This is a genomic window from Amphibacillus indicireducens, assembly GCF_039539605.1.
GTDB lineage: Bacteria > Bacillota > Bacilli > Bacillales > Amphibacillaceae > Amphibacillus > Amphibacillus indicireducens.
Genome location: NZ_BAABDL010000014.1, coordinates 1 through 19,333, shown reverse-complemented (window position 1 = coordinate 19,333; position 19,333 = coordinate 1). Strand labels below are relative to the sequence as shown.

The 19,333-nt window shown below is 35.9% G+C and carries 15 protein-coding genes; 12 read left to right on the top strand and 3 right to left on the bottom strand.

Annotated elements, in window-relative coordinates:
- Positions 1-14 precede the first annotated feature (14 nt).
- Positions 15-206 (bottom strand): hypothetical protein, encoded by a 192-nt coding sequence (locus tag ABD814_RS01060; RefSeq protein ID WP_344909564.1) that lies wholly within the window; start codon positions 204-206, stop codon positions 15-17.
- 445 nt (positions 207-651) lie between these two features.
- Here ABD814_RS01060 and ABD814_RS01055 point away from each other — a divergent pair, with 445 nt between their 5' ends.
- The 3 genes from ABD814_RS01055 to ABD814_RS01045 all read left to right on the top strand — a co-directional run bounded on the left by ABD814_RS01055 (position 652) and on the right by ABD814_RS01045 (position 4,848).
- A complete protein-coding gene (locus ABD814_RS01055) occupies positions 652-2,463 on the top strand; it encodes a diguanylate cyclase domain-containing protein (RefSeq protein ID WP_344909563.1) in 1,812 nt (603 codons plus the stop codon).
- The gene (locus ABD814_RS01050; protein ID WP_344909562.1) at positions 2,460-3,728 is read left to right on the top strand and encodes an ABC transporter substrate-binding protein; all 1,269 of its coding nucleotides are present in this window, start codon (positions 2,460-2,462) and stop codon (positions 3,726-3,728) included. The genes ABD814_RS01055 and ABD814_RS01050 overlap by 4 nt, the downstream gene beginning before the upstream one ends.
- A 196-nt stretch (positions 3,729-3,924) precedes the next feature.
- Entirely contained in the window at positions 3,925-4,848 is a 924-nt protein-coding gene (locus ABD814_RS01045; protein ID WP_344909560.1) for an LCP family glycopolymer transferase, read from the top strand.
- Positions 4,849-4,909: 61 nt separating this feature from the next.
- Here ABD814_RS01045 and trhA read toward each other — a convergent pair whose 3' ends face one another.
- The gene (gene trhA / locus ABD814_RS01040; protein ID WP_344909558.1) at positions 4,910-5,560 is read right to left on the bottom strand and encodes a PAQR family membrane homeostasis protein TrhA; all 651 of its coding nucleotides are present in this window, start codon (positions 5,558-5,560) and stop codon (positions 4,910-4,912) included.
- 176 nt (positions 5,561-5,736) lie between these two features.
- Between trhA and ABD814_RS01035 the strand changes: the two genes are divergently transcribed.
- On the top strand, positions 5,737-6,486 hold the full coding sequence (locus tag ABD814_RS01035; RefSeq protein WP_344909557.1) for a GTP pyrophosphokinase: 750 nt from the start codon (positions 5,737-5,739) through the stop codon (positions 6,484-6,486).
- A gap of 212 nt (positions 6,487-6,698) precedes the next feature.
- Positions 6,699-7,556 (top strand): aldose epimerase family protein, encoded by an 858-nt coding sequence (locus tag ABD814_RS01030; protein WP_344909555.1) that lies wholly within the window; start codon positions 6,699-6,701, stop codon positions 7,554-7,556.
- A 196-nt stretch (positions 7,557-7,752) separates the two neighbouring features.
- On the opposite strand, the gene ABD814_RS01025 is transcribed toward ABD814_RS01030, so the two are convergent.
- A complete protein-coding gene (locus ABD814_RS01025) occupies positions 7,753-8,709 on the bottom strand; it encodes a ribose-phosphate diphosphokinase (RefSeq protein WP_425549036.1) in 957 nt (318 codons plus the stop codon).
- A 194-nt stretch (positions 8,710-8,903) separates the two neighbouring features.
- Between ABD814_RS01025 and ABD814_RS01020 the strand changes: the two genes are divergently transcribed.
- The 7 genes from ABD814_RS01020 to ABD814_RS00990 all read left to right on the top strand — a co-directional run bounded on the left by ABD814_RS01020 (position 8,904) and on the right by ABD814_RS00990 (position 18,920).
- Entirely contained in the window at positions 8,904-9,749 is an 846-nt protein-coding gene (locus ABD814_RS01020) for an AraC family transcriptional regulator (protein ID WP_344909553.1), read from the top strand.
- Positions 9,750-9,963: 214 nt separating this feature from the next.
- Positions 9,964-11,229, top strand: coding sequence for a sugar ABC transporter substrate-binding protein (locus tag ABD814_RS01015; protein ID WP_344909551.1), 1,266 nt, complete (start codon positions 9,964-9,966; stop codon positions 11,227-11,229).
- Between the two features lie 69 nt (positions 11,230-11,298).
- On the top strand, positions 11,299-12,594 hold the full coding sequence (locus tag ABD814_RS01010; protein ID WP_344909549.1) for a carbohydrate ABC transporter permease: 1,296 nt from the start codon (positions 11,299-11,301) through the stop codon (positions 12,592-12,594).
- The gene (locus tag ABD814_RS01005; RefSeq protein WP_344909547.1) at positions 12,594-13,436 is read left to right on the top strand and encodes a sugar ABC transporter permease; all 843 of its coding nucleotides are present in this window, start codon (positions 12,594-12,596) and stop codon (positions 13,434-13,436) included. Before ABD814_RS01010 ends, ABD814_RS01005 begins: the two co-directional genes overlap by 1 nt.
- A gap of 16 nt (positions 13,437-13,452) precedes the next feature.
- On the top strand, positions 13,453-14,583 hold the full coding sequence (locus tag ABD814_RS01000) for a glycoside hydrolase family 53 protein (protein ID WP_344909545.1): 1,131 nt from the start codon (positions 13,453-13,455) through the stop codon (positions 14,581-14,583).
- Positions 14,584-14,618: 35 nt separating this feature from the next.
- Positions 14,619-16,673 carry a beta-galactosidase gene (locus ABD814_RS00995; protein WP_344909543.1) on the top strand — a complete coding sequence of 685 codons (2,055 nt, stop codon included), beginning with the start codon at positions 14,619-14,621 and terminating at the stop codon, positions 16,671-16,673.
- Positions 16,674-17,177: 504 nt separating this feature from the next.
- Positions 17,178-18,920 (top strand): phospho-sugar mutase, encoded by a 1,743-nt coding sequence (locus ABD814_RS00990; RefSeq protein ID WP_344909541.1) that lies wholly within the window; start codon positions 17,178-17,180, stop codon positions 18,918-18,920.
- The last annotated feature ends 413 nt before the right edge of the window (positions 18,921-19,333 follow it).

Sequence of the window (19,333 nt, the reverse complement as noted above, 5' to 3'; positions counted from 1 at the left end):
ATCTATACGATTAATTAAAAACCGCCGTCATCTAGATCGCCATCGACACCGTCATCGATAGCTGGGTCTTCAAAAGCAGGATCTTCAACAGCTGGGTCATTTACAGCTGGATCGTTTACGTCTGGGTTTTCCATATCTGCATCACACGCTGCTAGAAATCCAATCGATACTAAAGCGACACCTAAAATTCGAACTACTTTCTTCATCATAAAATCCTCCTTATTTTTGTCTTGCAGTCTATGTATACCCGAGCAATATGACAATAATCAATATTTCAGCTGACTTAATCAAGCTGTAAATTGACTGTAAGAATCGCAATCTTTTCTTAACACTTGTAAAACCTTGTTATATACCAAATTGAACTTCATTGATTTAAGATATGTATTAACGATTATTACCGTAAAAAAATACTGATATATTCATAGTTATTCTCGTTATTGTGTGGTAATATATGACTAGATAAGAGCAATAATTTTTGAGTTTGCAACTAGATACCGGATATTGTTGTCATTTTTTCGTAATTTTGTCGATTTTTATCTGATTTCTGACAGAACACTCCGACTTCAATCGACTCATACGAGCGATAAGTGAGAGTCGTTCAATAAGCGATGGTGACACTATAAAAATGTTGTTAATGGGAGAGATAGGCCAATGAATAAACATTTTTCACTTGGATTAATGATCACTGTAATAAGCTTGTTGCTTCATAATTTCGACATGCCTGTATTTTTTGGTTTGACTGTCAGTTTGTCCTTAATCGGATTGATGCTAGCTGTGCGATTTCTACCTTTTTCATATGCTGTGATCGTATCAGCTATAATTAATGCGCTCATCTATTTTGATGGGGGAATGGCTCGATTTTCAATTCTAGCTTTCATCCATGTTGTGATCATTGCATGGCTCTATAATCGAGAGAAAAAGGAATTATTTAAGTGGTCATTTTTAACGGTACTCATTGTCGGTATCGTCTATTTCCTATTTACTTTTTTCTATTTGGGATACAATGATTTGAGGCTTTTGGCTTACTTATCTTTTTTACAACATGGGATTTTGTTAATTTTAGTTGCTTTGACTCTTGATTTAACGACGGTTTACCTACCATATTTTCCTTACTTAAGGAAGAGTATTTCATACAGAAAGCCAATTCTATTCGGTCAAGTTATTTTCAACGTCATTGTCGTTGTTGCAATTATTCCATTAATGTTAGTTACAAGTTTAAAAATATATATCAAATATAATGAGACAATTGATTATTTTGTTGAACGATCAGATGACTTTGATGAACTCGTTCATACTTACATTGACCAATTGGATGAAATAGAAGTTCAAAGGTTTCTGTTAGGCTCAACGATTGAGCGAGGTTATTTTAATCAGTCAATTGAGCAATTTGTTGCGGATACAAATGACAAGGTTTATGTTTTTAATGACGATCAATCGATATTTACGACTTCAGAAAGTGCTCAGGATTATCGTTTTCTGGATCAAAGGATGCGCCAAGGGAACATTATTCAATTGACTGCTCAAGATTCGATCTGGATTGATTCGAGTCCAGATCCGATCAGAAATTGGTACAATGGGCATTTTATCAATAAGGTATCATTTATCGATAAAGAGATTCATTTAATTATGCCATTAGTCGATCAATTTATTCCTTTTATTACAGAGATGATTTTGTACTATCTATTAATTATGATTGTCTTTTTTGCATCGTTTATTTTCGGTTTAATCGCTGATTGGATTCTAACAAAACAACTGGCCCAATTAAATAACTTAGCTTCAGAGCTGCCTTTAGCGATGATCAAGCAGAAAGAAATTGTGGTACCAAAATCGAGAATTATTGAGTTCTCACAACTCGCTAATAATATTGGAATTGTTGGCGATCGTTTGAAGAGAATGTTCCTTGAATTAGATGAAAAAACAGAACAATTAAGAAAATCTGAGCAGACACTTTATCGAGTCGCACATAGTGATAATTTAACAGGATTACCAAATCGACGTTCTTTTTATCGCGATCTAGAGGAGCTAATTGAAGAACGTCTGAATAAATTTGCAATTTTGTTTATTGACTTTGATCAATTTAAATTGGTTAATGATACTTATGGTCACAGTAGTGGTGACCAATTATTGATTGACATATCCAATCGAGTTCGCTCATTTAATCAGCGATATGAAGGTGTTTACTTTTACCGTCTGGCTGGCGATGAATTTATCGAGGTTATTAGAGGGGCTAGCGATACTGAAGTTGAACAATTTGGTCAATCACTTTTGTCTGTTTTGGCAAAACCATTCTCCATTAAAGGTGAACAGGTTTATATTTCCGCAAGTATTGGGATTAGTTTTTATCCAGCGCATGGTAACACTCTCGATGCATTATTAAATGCGGCTGACCAAGCAATGTATGAGTTAAAAAATAAAGGGAAAAATGGTTTGAATTTTGCACCTAAACGAGGTGATCATTCATGAAAACTACTAGACTAGGCATTATTATACTAACGTTACTTTTAATATCTGCTTGCAACCTTCCGAAAGAAACAGAATATCAAAGTTACTTTATCAATCAGCCTGAGACAAAATCGGAACGAGCTGACTCGTCAAAAATAAAAAAGATTGAGATTTGGACACCTGAGGACATTGTTACAAACACACTGAAATATTTTAGTTATCAACATGATGATATTGAGTTTGAAGTGACAGTGGTCGATCGGCTCAATTTAGTCGATACATACTATGAGGCATTACTTACGAATACCGAACCGGATTTGATGATTGTTTCTGCTCAAGATATTGGGGCTTTTTCTGGACTTGATAAATTTGAAACCTTAAATCAACAACCGTATTATGATCATCAATTTTTCAGATCAAGACCGAATGCATTGCTTGACAACTATTTAAATGATCAAGATGAAATGTATGGTTTTCCAATTCATACTCATCCGTATGTAACGCTGTATCGAGCTGACATCTTAGCGGAATATGGTTTCCCCACTGATCCAGAGAAATTAGGTGACTATCTAGCTGATCTTGATAATTGGTTAGAAATTGTGACTCGATTGGGTGATGACGGTCTTTATGCTTATGAATCACTACAAGTCATGCTTGAATGGGGATTAAATTCTAGTTACCCATTCGATCAAAATTATCAATATATTTATCAAGAAGAACCTTTTGCTAATTTATTGGAAGGTTTAACGATAATCGATGCAATGGAATTAGATATTTATCAATCAGTTTGGCAGGAATCTGGTTATAATAACTTAAAGGCTGATCGATTAGTTATGTTTCAAGCGCCTAGCTATATGGTTGATACGCTCTATAATTGGTTACCAGAACAAGCTGGAAAATGGCGGATCACAAAGCCTCCATTTGAAATGAACGGAATTGCTAAAAATACAAGCTTAATTGCGATGATACCAGAAAATGCGACGAATAAAAATGTCGTCTGGTCCTTAGTAAAGGCATTAGCAAATGACTTATATCATGGGCTTTCTACGGTTCAACAACATCCATTACTTGATCAAACAGATTTAAATCAATTTTACTTATCCTTGTTAGAAGAACCGTCAATAGGAAAACCGTCAATGCTAGACAAAACGGCTGAAGTGTTATGGGAAAATAATGTCTACCGAGTCAATCAAGGCTATCAACTGAATGAGACTTTTTTCCAACAAACACACAATCAAGTGATTGAACAGGTACGTAATAATCGACGAGTATTACGTGAGAATTAGTGACTATTTTAACGAAAAATCTGTAAAAAACTTGTTCAATCTGTAGTTTTTGCTATACTAGTGAGAGTAGGTTTTATCGCAGTAGCTTTCCGATTGGTTCAAGGGCCTTTAGGTCATACCCTTGTGGTACTAATCAATCAGTGAAACCCGCACTGATTGAAGTTTCACTTTATCATAAATAGATAGGACGATGGTTATGGAACAACAACGAAGAGTAAAGCAGAAAAAGAAACGCAATTGGTGGATATTAACACCTTTAATTGTGGTTGGTGTAATCATTCTTTCAATTGGAATTTATGCCGCATATATATTGAATAGCGTTAAACAAAATATTGATGGCAATATGTATGAGTCGGTTACATCAATTGATCCAAATATTACAGAGAAAAAGATTAAAGAACGTGAAAATTTAAATATTTTACTACTTGGAATCGATTCGACATCATCTGACAGTGGTAGATCTGATGCAGTGATTGTCTTGACATTAAAACCTGGTGAAGATGAGATGCAAATGATTAGTATTCCAAGAGACACACGCGCGCCTATCGTTGGACGAGGGACAGTTGAAAAAATCAACCACGCCTATGCTTATGGTGGTCCAGATATGGCCATTCAAACAGTCGAGAGCTTTTTAGGTGTTGACTTTGATTACTTTGTTCGGATTAACATGAGCGGTTTAGCTGAACTCGTTGATGAGCTTGGCACGGTTACTGTTAATAATGAATTGGACTTTAGTCAAGGTGGCTATCATTTTCCGGTTGGCCCTGTCGAACTAAACGGGGACATGACACTAAGCTATGTTCGCATGCGTAAACAAGATCCAAAAGGTGATTTTGGCCGAACAGATCGGCAACGCAAAGTAATTGAAGCGATTATTAATGAGGGAGCAACAATTGCGAATGCGACAAGGATTGTAGAATTAACGAATATTCTCGGTCAGAACATGGGGACGAATATGGAGTTTAATGATATGGTTTCACTACTATCCCATTACCGTAATACGAGACGTAACGTCGTTAATTATCAAGTTCAAGGCACAGGAACGACAATTGATGGGATCTATTATTATGTCGTCAGTGATGAAGAAATAGCAAAAGTAAGAGGAATGATTGATTCGTAAATCGATTAAACGAGTGATCGCGAGCAAGACAGCGACCACTCGTTTTTTAATTGCTAATTGATTAAACTTCGATCGGCAAAAGATAAATTAAAACCGTAAAATAATGGAGGATCGTTCCTGTTAAAACAAAAAGATGCCAGACCATATGGTGGTATTTAAAAAAGCGCCAGACATAGAAGATTGCTCCTAATGTATAAAATAAACCACCAATGATTAATAAGATGATGCCGTTTCTTGCTAATTGCTCGGTTAATGTCGGCCAGGTAAAGACGATAAGCCAACCCATAGCTACATATAATACTGTCGATACAAGCACAAAACGTTTGACAAAAAACACTTTAAATATGGTTCCTGCAATTGCTACACCCCATACGATACCGAATAAAGTCCAACCTAATGTCCCCCGAACGGCGACTAATAAAAAGGGAGTGTAAGTACCAGCAATAAAAAAGTAGATCGAAGAATGATCTAAAATTTCAAACACATCCTTTGCCCTACCTCTAGGCAAACTATGCAGTAATGTTGAAGAGGTATATAAGAAAACCATTGTCACACCAAATATAGTAAAACTCACGACATGCCATGCGGATCCGTAAAGAGCTGAAAAGATAATTAAAAAAACTAAACCGACAATACTTAAGACCATCCCAACGCCATGGGTAATCGCATTAGCGATCTCTTCACCTAAACTAAATTGACTGACTTTATTCATAATGATAACCTCGCTTTCCAATTTAATTATGAAGAGAACATTCTAAAATTGCAAGGTTTTACCGATTAAATACAAACATTTTTGTCGATTGATTTCATTCATTTCTTTAGCTTTATTAAGTCTGCCTATGTTAAGATAAAAGAGAAGGAAATAAGTTTAAAGTGGGGTTGTCTTTTATGAAAGAAGAGATTCAAATTAATCCTGACAATTTTAAAGATAAAAAAAAGGAACTACTCCGATTTTTGATGGGGTATAAATTTGCTCTTGAACAATTAAAAACAAAAATAGAATTGTTAAAAAATGAATTTAAACATATCCATGAATATAATCCGATTGAGCATGTTGCATCTCGGGTAAAAACGCCAGAGAGTATTATGCGCAAGGTGCAGAAAAAAGGTTGTCCACTAACGATCGATTCGATTCGGGAAAATATCCGTGATATTGCTGGACTAAGGATTACTTGTTCGTTTGAGTCAGACATTCATGTGTTACACAAGATGTTAGAAGAGCACGGTGATGTTGATATTATTGAAGAAAAAAATTATATTAATGAACCGAAGGGGAACGGCTATCGGAGCTTACATTTAATTGTCAAGGTTCCTGTTTTTATGTCTGACCGTGAGGAACACGTTTTTGTAGAAATACAAATCCGCACAATTGCGATGGATTTTTGGGCGTCGTTAGAGCATAAAATTTATTATAAATATAACAAAGAGATTCCTGATCATATTAAACAAGATCTTGCTGCAACGGCAGAAGTTGCACATCAACTCGATAAAAAGATGGAGGCTCTACATACAGAAGTGAATTTGATTAAGTCAAATCATCAAGCTGAAGAAGAGGCAGAAACGATCGAGATTAATGATGAACTGTTTCGCCTTCCGATGAACTTCATTAATCGTCTGTCACAGGCAAATTGGTTGTAATTAAAATCATATGTATTAAAAAAGATGCTGAAATGAGTGTCTTTTTTAATTTCTCGTAAATTTTTTGTAAAAAAACTTCGAAAAAAGATATTAATCTATTAAGTTATCTAGTATAATAAAACTATTGTGCTTATATTTAGCTAAGTTTTTACTAGACTACATTTGATTAGATAGATAGAGATAGATCATAATATTAAGGGGATATCTAACTTATGTATAAAATTGAAAGTTTTGAAAAACAAATGTTTCAGGTGTATCAACTCAAAAATGAGCAAGGTACATCATGGATTACAGTATGTCCTGAACGTGGCGGTATTATCATTGGTTACGGTACAAATGGTAAAGAAAAACTTTATTTAAATGAAGAGACATTCTATGACCGTAAGCAAAATATTCGTGGCGGAATTCCAATTTTGTTTCCGATTTCTGGTCAACTACCTGATGGTGCGTATCAGTGGAACAACAAAGAATATAAAATGCCGAACCATGGGCTAGCCCGCATTCATCCTTGGGAAGTCATTGAGACTCATGCTGATGAAGATAAAGCATTTATTTCTATTTTATTCGAGAGCAGTATTGGTACTAAAGAAGTGTATCCATTCGATTTTGAAGTAATTTTCACATATACACTTAAAGATGATCAACTGATCATTTACCAAACTTATCGAAATATCGGTAAACATTCAATGCCGATATATCCAGGACTCCATCCGTATTTTAAAGCAGAATCAAAAGTCATTTCGATCGATACAGGTGCACAAGTGTATTTTGATGAAAATGACGGCCAAGAAAAAGAATTCTCTGGTAAAATTGATTTAACGAAATTAAGAGAATCTGTTATTTTAGAAAATAAACGAACAGACATTGATGCAAAGATTGATGATATCGATGTTCAAATGAAGCTGGCAAAAGATTTTCGCTATACTGTTTTGTGGTCTGAAGCAGATAAAGATTTTGTCTGTATTGAACCATGGACTGCAAAGCCAGGTGAGATGGCACGGCAAGATGAATTAATTATTGTCGAGCCGGGTGAAGCCTTTGAAACATGGAATAGTTTTCAAGTAGTCTAAGCTAAATAACGATTATAATTTAAGTCCAAAGCATATAAACTGCGCTGGACTTTTTTGTTTGGATTCGGAGCAGATTTTGGTTGGGAATTGCTCCGTTTGTGCTCGAACGAGCGCAAATGCAGGATATCGAGCGCAAACCAAATATACCAACTAAAAAACACCTTACTGAGATCACTCAAGTAAGGTGTTTCAAATATTAATAATTAAATAGCGAGCTGACTGGTTTTTCTAAGTGGACACGCTTAATTGCATCTGCAAATAGTGCTGCCGTACTTAAAACAGTCATCTTATCGGAAAGGTTATCTTGTGAAATTGCAATTGTATCGGTAAGAACCATCTCTTTAATCGGTGATTCATCAATATATTGTGTTGCAATCCCAGACAGAACAGGGTGGGTACAAGCAGCGTAAATTTCTTTCGCTCCATTGATATGCAAAGCTTTTGCCCCAGTTGATACGCGACGACCAGTATCAATAATATCATCAAGTAAAATCACTGTCTTGTCTTTAATATCACCAACGACAGAGACGAGTGGATGATCCAACTCTCTCGGACCACGTCGGTCTAAAATCGCAATCGGTGCATGCAAAATATCAGCAAATTGTCTTGCTCGTTTTACACTTCCATGATCGGGTGCCACGACAACGACATCTTCTAAGTTTTTTTCGATAAAATAAGGTGCGAGAATTGGCAGACCACTTAAATGATCGACAGGAATATGGAAAAATCCTTGAACTTGTGCAGCATGTAAGTCCATGCAAATCACACGATCAGCCCCAGCTTTTTCAATAATATCTGAAATTAATTTTGCTGTGATCGGCTCACGTGATTTGGTTTTACGATCTTGTCGTGCATAGCCATAGTAAGGAATCACAACATTGATCGTTTTCGCTGATGCACGTCTAAATGCATCAAGGAGAATGAGTAACTCCATAATATGCTGATCAGCTGGATCATTTGTTGATTGAACGATATAAATATCGAATCCACGAACACTTTCCTCAACGTTAATTTGAATTTCACCATCACTAAATGTTTTAATTGATAATTCTCCAAGGCCAACACCTAAATGTTTGGCAATGTCTTTAGCTAGGCTTTTGTTCGAGCTTAAACTAAATACTTTCATCTCTTTACTAAAATCATGAGTAGCCACGAAAAAATCGCTCCTTTGATTGGTTAACTATTGTCCACTACCTATTGTAAAACAATTAATTGCATAATACTAGCTATCCAACAAAAATTATTAATTATTCGACAAAAATCTAACTCAGATTCGACACTGCCTTTGATCTGACGAAAAAAAAGGGTATAATTTAGATATGCGATTAATAAAAGGTGGGGGTTTAAATGATTGAGAAAATTCGCTACACATTTTCACCTTTAGAAAAAAGATTACCTCTATATATTGACAGCATTGGCTATAATCCATTTGAGTTAGACTTTGATCGTCCTGAAGGATTTCCTTATTATCATTGGCTTCAAACTGTTAATGGTGAGGGACTAGTTGAAATTAATAATCAAGAATTTATTTTGAAAAAAGGCTGTGGAGTTCTACTTGCTCCATATACACCGCATAAGTATCAACCGAATTATCAAACGACGAGTGATTGGTCAACAATCTATTTGACTTTTAGTGGTTCCGCAATTGAAAATATTATTGAAGCTTTAGAGATGAATCATTCTTTTATTTACCACGAGAATATAGCGGGGGTACTCTATCGGATGATTCAAGATATTTTAACATTTATCTCAACGCAGCAAGCGGACCTAGCAATACTTAATTTAGACCTATCAGCGAAAATATATCATTTTATGATCGGTTTAAAGAAATATATTACAATCGATGAGCAGATTACAAGAATTCATTCTTACGATAAGATCAAGCCAATTGTAGAGTGGCTCGAGCAAGTTTATCCTGAGAATATTGGTCTGTTAGAAATTTCGGAACAAGCGAAGATGAGTTCACAGCATTTAAATACGTTGTTTCATGAAACTTTTCAACTAAGTCCGTACGCATTTTTAGTTAAATTAAGACTTCGGGAAGCAAAACGTTTGTTGCTAACAGAAAAAGAAATGACCTTAAATGAAGTTGCTAAAATGGTTGGATTTAATTCAGCCAGTCATTTTGTCTCAACATTTAAAAATCATGAAAAAATGACGCCAAAGCAATATCGAGAATTACATGATAAATAAATGAAGTAAATAAACTAAACCTATGATCACTTTCAATAGTCATCGCATTTGATGAATTATTGAAAGTCTTTTTTTTGAAAAAAATATATACTTCATGCTCGGTTTATTTAGAAATATGAAAATTTATCGGAAGATTATTATATGGAACTTATAATGAAAGCGTTTTATAATGAGTATGTAAATTAAATTAATTAAGTACACTAGGAGGGTCAAAATGATGCAATTTAAAAAACGTTTAGCGATTTTGTTCGGAATAGTATTAATGGTCTCATTGATCGTTGCTTGTGAACCAGATCGAGGTGAGCCACAGGTAAGTCAGGATCTAGAAGAAGGGGAAATGCCAGATAAGCCAGAGCAACTACTCGTATGGGTTCATGATGATGAGGATGGAGATATATCAGCTGAAGAATTATATGCTGATTATTTCGGAAATTACACTGAAGAAACTGGAATAGAAGTTGTTATGGAAATCGTTCCAATGCCTGATCAAGTTCAAAACTTAGCTTTAGCAGGTCCCTCAGGCGATGGTCCGGATATATTTTTCCAGCCCCAAGATCGTTTAGGTGATGTTGTTGCGCAAGGTCTTGCAACACCGATTGTTTATTCAAATGAAGAAATAAATGGTTTTAGTGAGGCTGCCATCGATGCGTTCACGTATGAAGGAGAGATTTACGGCGCACCTGTTGCGATTGAAACATATTTTGCTTATTATAACAAAGCAATTATTGATGAATACCCAGCAACAATTGAAGAAGTTTTTGATATGAGTCTTGAGTTTACTAATCGTGAAAAGGATCAATACGGCTTTTTAATTTCACCAGAATTTTATTACCTATATTCATTCATTAATAGTAATGGTGGTTATATATTTGGGGAGCAAGATGGAGTCTATGATGTCGATGATATCGGTTTAGATAATGAAGGCGCTGTTGCTGGTTTAGAGCAATACATGGAATTTATTAATGCTGATATTTTACCAAGGACACTAACCGTTGATGTTCTAGATGGGCTATTTACTGATGGTAAAGTTGGTATGGTTATTAGTGGACCATGGGCAATTTCAAATTACCAACGAGCTTTAGGTGATGATTTAGGAACTGCTCCCCTACCTGAAATGGGTGGTGAAATTGCACCATCATTCGTTGGTGTTAAGTCATGGCTAGTTTCTTCATATAGTGAGCATCCTGAGTGGGCAATGGACTTAGCAAAATTCATTACAAATGATGAAAGTTCACAATTGTATCATGAGCTAACTAATGAATTACCACCAAGACCGGCTATTCTAGATGCAATCGATGATCCAATATATGCTGGACATACTCAACAAATTGAGTATGGTACACCAATGCCAAACATTCCAGAGATGTCAGCGGTTTGGGCTATGGATGATGCGATTCAACTCATTATTAATGGTGAAGACATTGAGGAAGTGCTGTCAGAGACGGTTCAAAATATTAAAGATCAAATTGAATTATATTAATTATGTTTAGTTTTGGGTAGAGAGTATGCTCTCTACTCAAAACTCATTTAAGAATAGGGAGATTTTAAGATGACTGATCAGAAAAAAATAAAAAAGCATCATAACCCTAGAGTTGCGCTAATTCTTTCAATCATTTTTGCGGGGTTAGGTCAATTATATAACCGAAGATATGTGAAAGGTAGTTTGTTTGTCATTTTAGAAATCGCTTTTTTCGTTATCTTTGGTCGTTTTCTTAGTACGGGAATCTGGGGTCTGACCACATTAGGAACGATTGCAGGTGTTGATCACTCAGTATTCTTACTCGTTTATGGCTTAATTTCACTTGTGATTATTTTCTTTGCTGTTGTACTTTACATCTTTAATATTAAAGATGCACATAAACAAGCAAAACTGATCCAATCAGGTTGGGAGCCACCAAACTTTATTAATTCTATTCGTGAAGGATACGAGAAGTCATTTGTTTATATTTTAACCATCCCAGGTTTAATCTTACTTGTGTTCACAGTAGTATTACCACTATTGTTTGCCTTGTCTTTAGCGTTTACAGATTATAATTTATATAATTCACCACCAAGAAACTTATTAAATTGGGTCGGTTTTAAAAACTTTATTGATCTAGTAAATATCCCGCTTTGGCGAGATACGTTTTTATCAGTATTGTCGTGGACTTTAGTCTGGACATTTGTTGCGACATCACTGCAAATCGTCCTCGGTTTGTTTTTAGCTGTTTTAGTTAATGATGCTCGGGTTAAGTTCAAAAAATTCATTCGAACAGTTTTAATTTTGCCCTGGGCAGTACCAGGTTTTGTTTCGATCATTATTTTTGCAGCAATGTTTAATGATGATTTTGGTGCAATTAACCGAGATATAATTATGCCGTTATTCGGTGGTAATGGGATTCCATGGTTGTCAAATCCAGCTTATACGAAATCAGCTTTAATTTTCATTCAAACATGGTTAGGTTATCCGTTTATTTTCGCTCTTTTCACAGGGGTTTTACAAAGTATTTCTAAAGAGTGGTATGAAGCAGCGGATGTGGATGGTGCAACTCGATGGCAGAAATTTAGAAACATTACCTTGCCACATGTTTTATATGCGACGGCACCCTTATTGATTATTCAATATACAACAAACTTTAATAACTTTAATGTGATTTACTTATTCAATCAAGGTGGACCTGCAGTTAAAGGACAGAGTGCTGGTGGAACCGATATTTTAATTTCATGGGTCTATAATTTAACCTTTGATACTAACAACTATAATATGGCTGCGGCTGTATCATTAGTTATTGGATTGATCGTAATTATCTTCGCTATTTTCCAATTCAGAAGAACACGATCCTTTAAAGAGGAGGGCCAAGTATAGTGAATTCAAAATTAAAAAATATACTTGAATTAATTGGTATCTATTCCGTCTTTGCTTTTATGTTTGTGATTATTTTGTATCCGTTAGCTTGGGCTTTTGGGATGTCGTTAAATGAAGGTTCTAGTTTATATTCATCGACAATTATCCCGGAAAATTGGTCATTAAATCATTATCAGTGGTTATTTACAGGTTCAAATAGTAATTATTTGACTTGGTACAAGAACAGTATGATTGTTTCTGGATCAAATGCTATTTTGTCGGTGATTATAACGTCATTAGTTGCCTACGCGTTTTCAAGGTATCGATTTGTTGGTAGGAAGTTTGGTTTATATACATTCTTAATCCTGCAAATGTTCCCGTCGATGATGGCGATGGTCGCACTTTATATTCTATTGAATCTAATCGGGTTACTTGATTCATTGGCAGGCTTAATTTTAATTTATGTCGGTGGTCAAATTCCATTTAACGCTTGGTTAGTTAAAGGGTATTTAGATACAATTCCATTTGAATTAGATGAGTCAGCTCGAATTGATGGTGCAGGTCACTTGACAGTTTTCTTCAAAATTATCGTTCCTTTAGCAAAACCAATCTTAGCTGTAGTGGCATTGTTCAATTTTATGACACCATTATTTGATTTCTTATTACCTTCAATCGTTTTAAGAAGTCAGAAAAACTACACAATTGCTTTAGGATTATATCAGTTTATTAATGACCAGTTTTCAAATAATTTTGTCCGTTTCTCGGCTGGAGCAATGCTGATCGCTATTCCAGTTTCAATCATCTATTTATTTTTACAAAAGTATTTAATTTCTGGTTTAACAGCTGGTGGAACAAAAGGTTAATGAAAGGAAGTTTTTAATGAATCATTTTATCAAAGGTGCAGATATTTCTTCACTCAAAGAAGTTGAAACATTTGGTGGAAAATATTTTTTAGACGGTAAGGAAAAAGATTTGTTCGACATATTAAAAATCAAAGGAATGAATTTAATCCGATTAAGGTTGTGGGTTGATCCTTATGATGAAAATGGTCAACCGTACTTAGGTGGTACGAATGATTTAGCGACAACGATTGAATTAGCAGCAAGAGCTAAACAAGCTGGATTAGATTTTATGCTCAATCTTCATTATAGTGATTTTTGGGCAGACCCTAAAAAGCAACCCAAACCTAAGGCGTGGTTGAATTTGACTGGTCAAGATTTAGTTGAACAAGTTTATCGCTATACAAAAGAGACCTTAAAACATTTTGAAAGATTAGATTTAATGCCTGCATATATTCAAATTGGTAATGAAACGACGAATGGGATGATTTTCCCTGATGGAAAAATAGCGAAATATTTATTTGAAGACCGAAAGTTTGAAGAAATTGATCACGAGGTGCAGAAGGCAGCTTTTGACTATTTAGTAGAACTGTTGAGTGCAGGAATTAAAGCAACAAGAGAAATGAGATCAAAAGAAGAATTGAAAATCATTATTCATTTAGATTTTGGTGGGGCAAATGATCTTTATCGTGGCTGGTTTGATCAAGCGACAGAGCGGCAACTTGACTATGATATAATCGGGTTGTCTTACTATCCTTATTGGCATAATTCTTTAGCTGACTTAAGTTATAATCTGAAGGATATCGCTAAGCGCTATGAGAAAGACGTCATGGTTGTTGAAACAGCATACGCATTTACGGATCAACAACCAGAAGGGGAAGATAGTATTTTCAATGCTGAACTATCTGATATCGCAGGTTATCCACCAACAGTTGAAGGACAAGCAGCATTTTTAACTGACTTAATTCAAACGGTCAAAGATGTTCATGGATTAGGCGTTGTTTATTGGGAACCAGCTTGGCTACCTGTTAAAGGGACGAGTTGGGCAAGTCGAATAGGTATGGAATATGCTAATGATATTGGTGAACCTGGTAACCACTGGGCAAATCAAGCGATGTTTGACTTTAACGGTCATGCACTAAAATCGTTAGATGTTTTCTTAGCAGATTAATATTACACAAAAAATAATAAGTGAGGGCGGATAATATGTTTAAACCTTTAAGTGAAAAATTTACAAAAATGCTTCATGGAGCGGATTATAATCCAGAACAATGGCTAGATTATCCTGAAGTTTTTGAAGAAGATTTACGATTAATGAAATTAGCCAATGTTAATGTGATGTCGATTGGGATGTTTTCTTGGGCAAAACTTGAGCCAGAAGAAGGTGTGTTTGATTTTAGTTGGATGGACAATGTCATTGATCGTTTGTATGAAAATGGCGTGTCAATTTTCTTATCAACACCGAGTGGAGCAAGACCAACTTGGATGTCTGAGAAGTACCCTGAAGTGTTAAGAGTTTCTGAAAGACGTGTTCGAAACCTACACGGAATGCGTCATAATCATTGCTACACATCACCCGTTTATCGTGAAAAGATTACAATTATAAATACGAAACTGGCTGAGCGTTATGCTAATCATCCAGCTATTGTTGGCTGGCACTTATCAAATGAGTACGGTGGCGAGTGTCACTGTGATTATTGTCAAGATGCTTTTCGTAACTGGGTCAAGGAAAAGTATCAAACATTAGATGCGTTAAATCATGCATGGTGGACGACTTTCTGGAGCCATACGTATACAAGTTGGTCACAAGTAGAATCACCAGCACCACATGGTGAGACGATGGTTCATGGTCAAAACCTTGACTGGAAACGCTTTGTCACCGATCAGACGATTGATTTTTATCGTCATGAATTAAAACCTCTAAAAGCAAAAAATCCAGACATCCCAGCGACGACAAATTTCATGGGGTTATTTGATGGATTAAATTATGATAAATTTGCTGATGTCGTTGATTTTGTTTCATGGGATTCGTATCCAACTTGGCACGAGTCAGAAGATGAACGACATATTGCAGCGTATACAGCGATGAATCAGGACTGGTTCCGTTCAATGAAAGGTGGTCAACCATTCTATTTAATGGAAAGTACACCAAGCTTAACGAATTGGCAAGACATTAGTAAATTGAAAAAACCAGGAATGAACATTCTATCATCAATTCAAGCTGTTGCTCATGGCGCTAACTCAGTTCAATATTTCCAGTGGCGAAAAAGTCGTGGCTCAAGTGAGAAGTTTCATGGTGCAATTGTTGATCATGTCGGTCATGAGAATACGCGTGTCTTCAAAGAAGTTTCAGAACTTGGCGAGATTTTAGGGAATCTAGAAGATTTAGTAGAAACATCAGTGAAGCCAGAAGTGGCGATCATTTTTGATACTGAAAACCGTTGGGCTGTAAATGATTCACAAGGACCAAGAAACATCGGGGTTCATTATGAGCGAACAGTTCAAGAGCATTATCAAGCATTCTGGGAGCAGGGCATACCAGTTGATGTGATTGATATGGATCGTGATTTATCACAGTATAAGTTAGTCATTGCTCCGATGCTTTATATGGTTCGCGAAGGTGTTGGTGAGCGAATTGAAGCGTTTGTTGAAGCAGGTGGTACATTTGTATCGACTTACTGGTCAGGTATTGTTAATGAAACAGATTTAACATACTTAACTGGTTTCCCTGGACCACTTCGCAAAACATTGGGGATTTGGTCAGAAGAAATTGATGGATTATATGATCATGAAACGAATAACATTCAATTAGATGACCAGAATCCACTCGGTTTAACTGGTGAATATGAAGTACGTGAACTATGTGACCTAATCCATTTAGAAGGTGCAGAGGCACTTGCTTATTATGGCAAAGACTTTTACCAAGGTCGTCCGGCATTAACAGTTAATCAGTTTGGAAAGGGTCAAGCCTACTATATGGCTGCTCGTCAAAAGTTAGACTTCAATCGTGATTTTTACCAAGCACTTGCTAAAGATCTTCGATTGAAACGTGTGATTGAGCAAGACTTACCAGTTGGCGTCACGGCTCAAGTTCGTTCAAACGAAACAACTGACTTCATTTTTGTCTTGAACTTCAATAATGAAGTGACAGATGTTGAGTTAGATCAAGCTGATTATACAGATGCATTAACGAATGAAACTGTTTCAAGAAAAATTTCACTGAAACCATTTGGCGTAGAAATTTTACGAAGAGCTAGATAATAGAGTGAGTTGAAAAAAGCGTATTCACAAAGATTAGTGGATACGCTTTTTAACTTATTGATTACTTTTCGAAGGTGTCTAAAAATGTTGAACTTGAGAGCAAATCAGCTAACTTGAGAGCATTTCGCTGAATTTGAGAGCAAATCGGCTAACTTGAGAACATTTCGCTGAACTTGAGAGCAAATCGGCTAACTTGAGAATATTTTGCTGAACTTGAGAGTAAATCAGCTAACTTGAGAATATTTCGCTGAACTTGAGAGCAAATTGGCTAACTTGAGAACATTACGCTGAACTTGAGAGCAAATCAGCTAACTTGAGAATATTTTGCTGAACTTGAGAGCAAATCAGCTAACTTGAGAGCATTTCGTTAAACTTGAGAGAATCTATCAAAGAAAATAAGGAAAAGTAGTTTGTTTTTTTGAGCTTTTTACAAATGTGGCCATATATTTGATATAATAGATTCGGATCAAAAACAATATATAGATTTACAGGAGGCGATTCAGTTTGGCTTGGCAAACTCAATTTGAAAAGTGGGATCATTATCAAGGTTTAGATAATGAATTACGCGACCAATTAAATGAAATTCGAAGTGATGAGAAAAAATTAGAAGACAGTTTTTATAAAAACTTAGAATTTGGAACGGGTGGTATGCGTGGTGTGTTAGGGCCTGGAACAAATCGAATGAATATTTATACGATCCGAAAGGCAACTGCTGGTCTGGCGCAATATATTTTAGCAAAAGGGGAAGAAGCGGCTAAGCGTGGTGTTGCGATTGCTTATGATTCACGATTTAAATCGCCGAAATTTGCGATGGAAGCAGCTAAGACTTTAGCAACTCACGGGATTCAAGCTTACGTTTTCGAATCATTACGCTCAACGCCGGAGCTGTCATTTGCGGTTCGTCATCTTCATGCATATAGCGGGATTATGATTACTGCTAGTCATAATCCACCAGAATATAATGGTTTCAAAGTTTATAATGATGATGGGGGTCAAATTCCACTTGATATGGCTGCAGAAATCATTGCTAAAGTCGATGCAATTGAGAATGAGTTAGTCGTTGATGTTAAAGATGAAGCTGAGTTAAAAGCAGCTGGTCTAATTGAAATGATTGGTGCCGATGTTGATCATGCCTATCAAGAGAACTTACTGACAATCGTGCAACAGCCGGAAATGATTGAGCAAGTTGCAGATGATTTTAAAATTATTTTCACACCACTTCATGGAACTGGAAATATTCCAATTCGTAAAGCACTTAAAGCAATGGGCTTTAAGCAAATTGATGTGGTAAAAGAGCAAGAACAACCGGATCCAAACTTTAGTACGGTTGAATCACCAAACCCTGAAGAGCATGCTGCATTTGCCCTAGCGATTAAGCAAGGTGAAAAGTCAGGTGCAGATATTTTAATCGGAACAGATCCTGATGCAGATCGGGTTGGTGTTGCGACTAAAGATGCGTCAGGAAATTATATTGTCCTAACCGGAAATCAAGTCGGTGCGCTGATGCTCGATTATTTAATTAAAGCAAAGCAAGCTAAAGGTGATCTAGCAGAAAATGCAACGGTGTTAAAAACAATTGTTACGAGTGAAATTGGCCGGAAGATTGCAACAGTCCACGGATTAGATACAGTTGATACATTAACAGGTTTTAAATTTATTGGTGAAAAAATTAAAGAGTACGAAGAAACAGGTGAGCGTCAATTCTTGTTTGGTTATGAAGAAAGTTACGGTTATTTAGTCGGTGACTTTGTTCGTGATAAGGATGCGGTTCAAGCAAGCATGTTAATTGCTGAAGTTGCAGCATATTACAAGCAAAAGGGAATGACACTTTACCAAGGCTTGCAGGAGATTTTTGAGAAGTATGGTTACTATTATGAGTCGCTTCGTTCGATTACTTTAAAGGGTAAGGCTGGTGCTGAACAAATTGAAGCATTACTTGTTGACTTTAGAGACAATCCGCCTGCTACCGTGATAGATCAGCAAGTTGTTACAATTGAGGATTATCAAAGTAGTCAGCGAACAAATGTTGAATCAGCGCAGGTCGAATCGATTACGCTACCAAAATCAAATGTGTTAAAATATTTCTTAGCAGATGGATCGTGGCTCTGTGCGCGCCCATCAGGAACTGAGCCGAAAATCAAATTTTACTTTGCAGTTAATGGTGAGGACGAAGCAACAACAAAAGCAAAACTAGCTAACCTAGAATCCGAAATCATGAACCGCGTAGATGTTTTTTTAGCCGAATAGAATCATTTCAAAAGATCAATATTTAATTAAAAACACGAACGAATCGTAATGATGTTAATCTTCTACGTAATCAGAAGGTATTGCATCTAGTGATTGAAACGCGTCCATCCAGAGTGGAAATCACGGGTCTAATACTAACATCATCGTTCGTGTTTTTTTATGGAAAAAAATAAGCTAATTTAAATTAGCTTGGTTAAATCATTTGTTGGCTTGATTTTTGGTCAAGTTAAATAAACCTTCACGTTTAAGCCAATTCAAATGTAAAATTTTTTTGATAAAACAACGAAAGAGAAGAGGAAATGATCGATGTGAAACGAGTTAATCTCAAATATAGACTAGATGTGACTGCTAAACTATATGTAGCAGTTTCTGCTAGATAAGAATGTGCACTTTAATCCTATAACCTCGTTTAA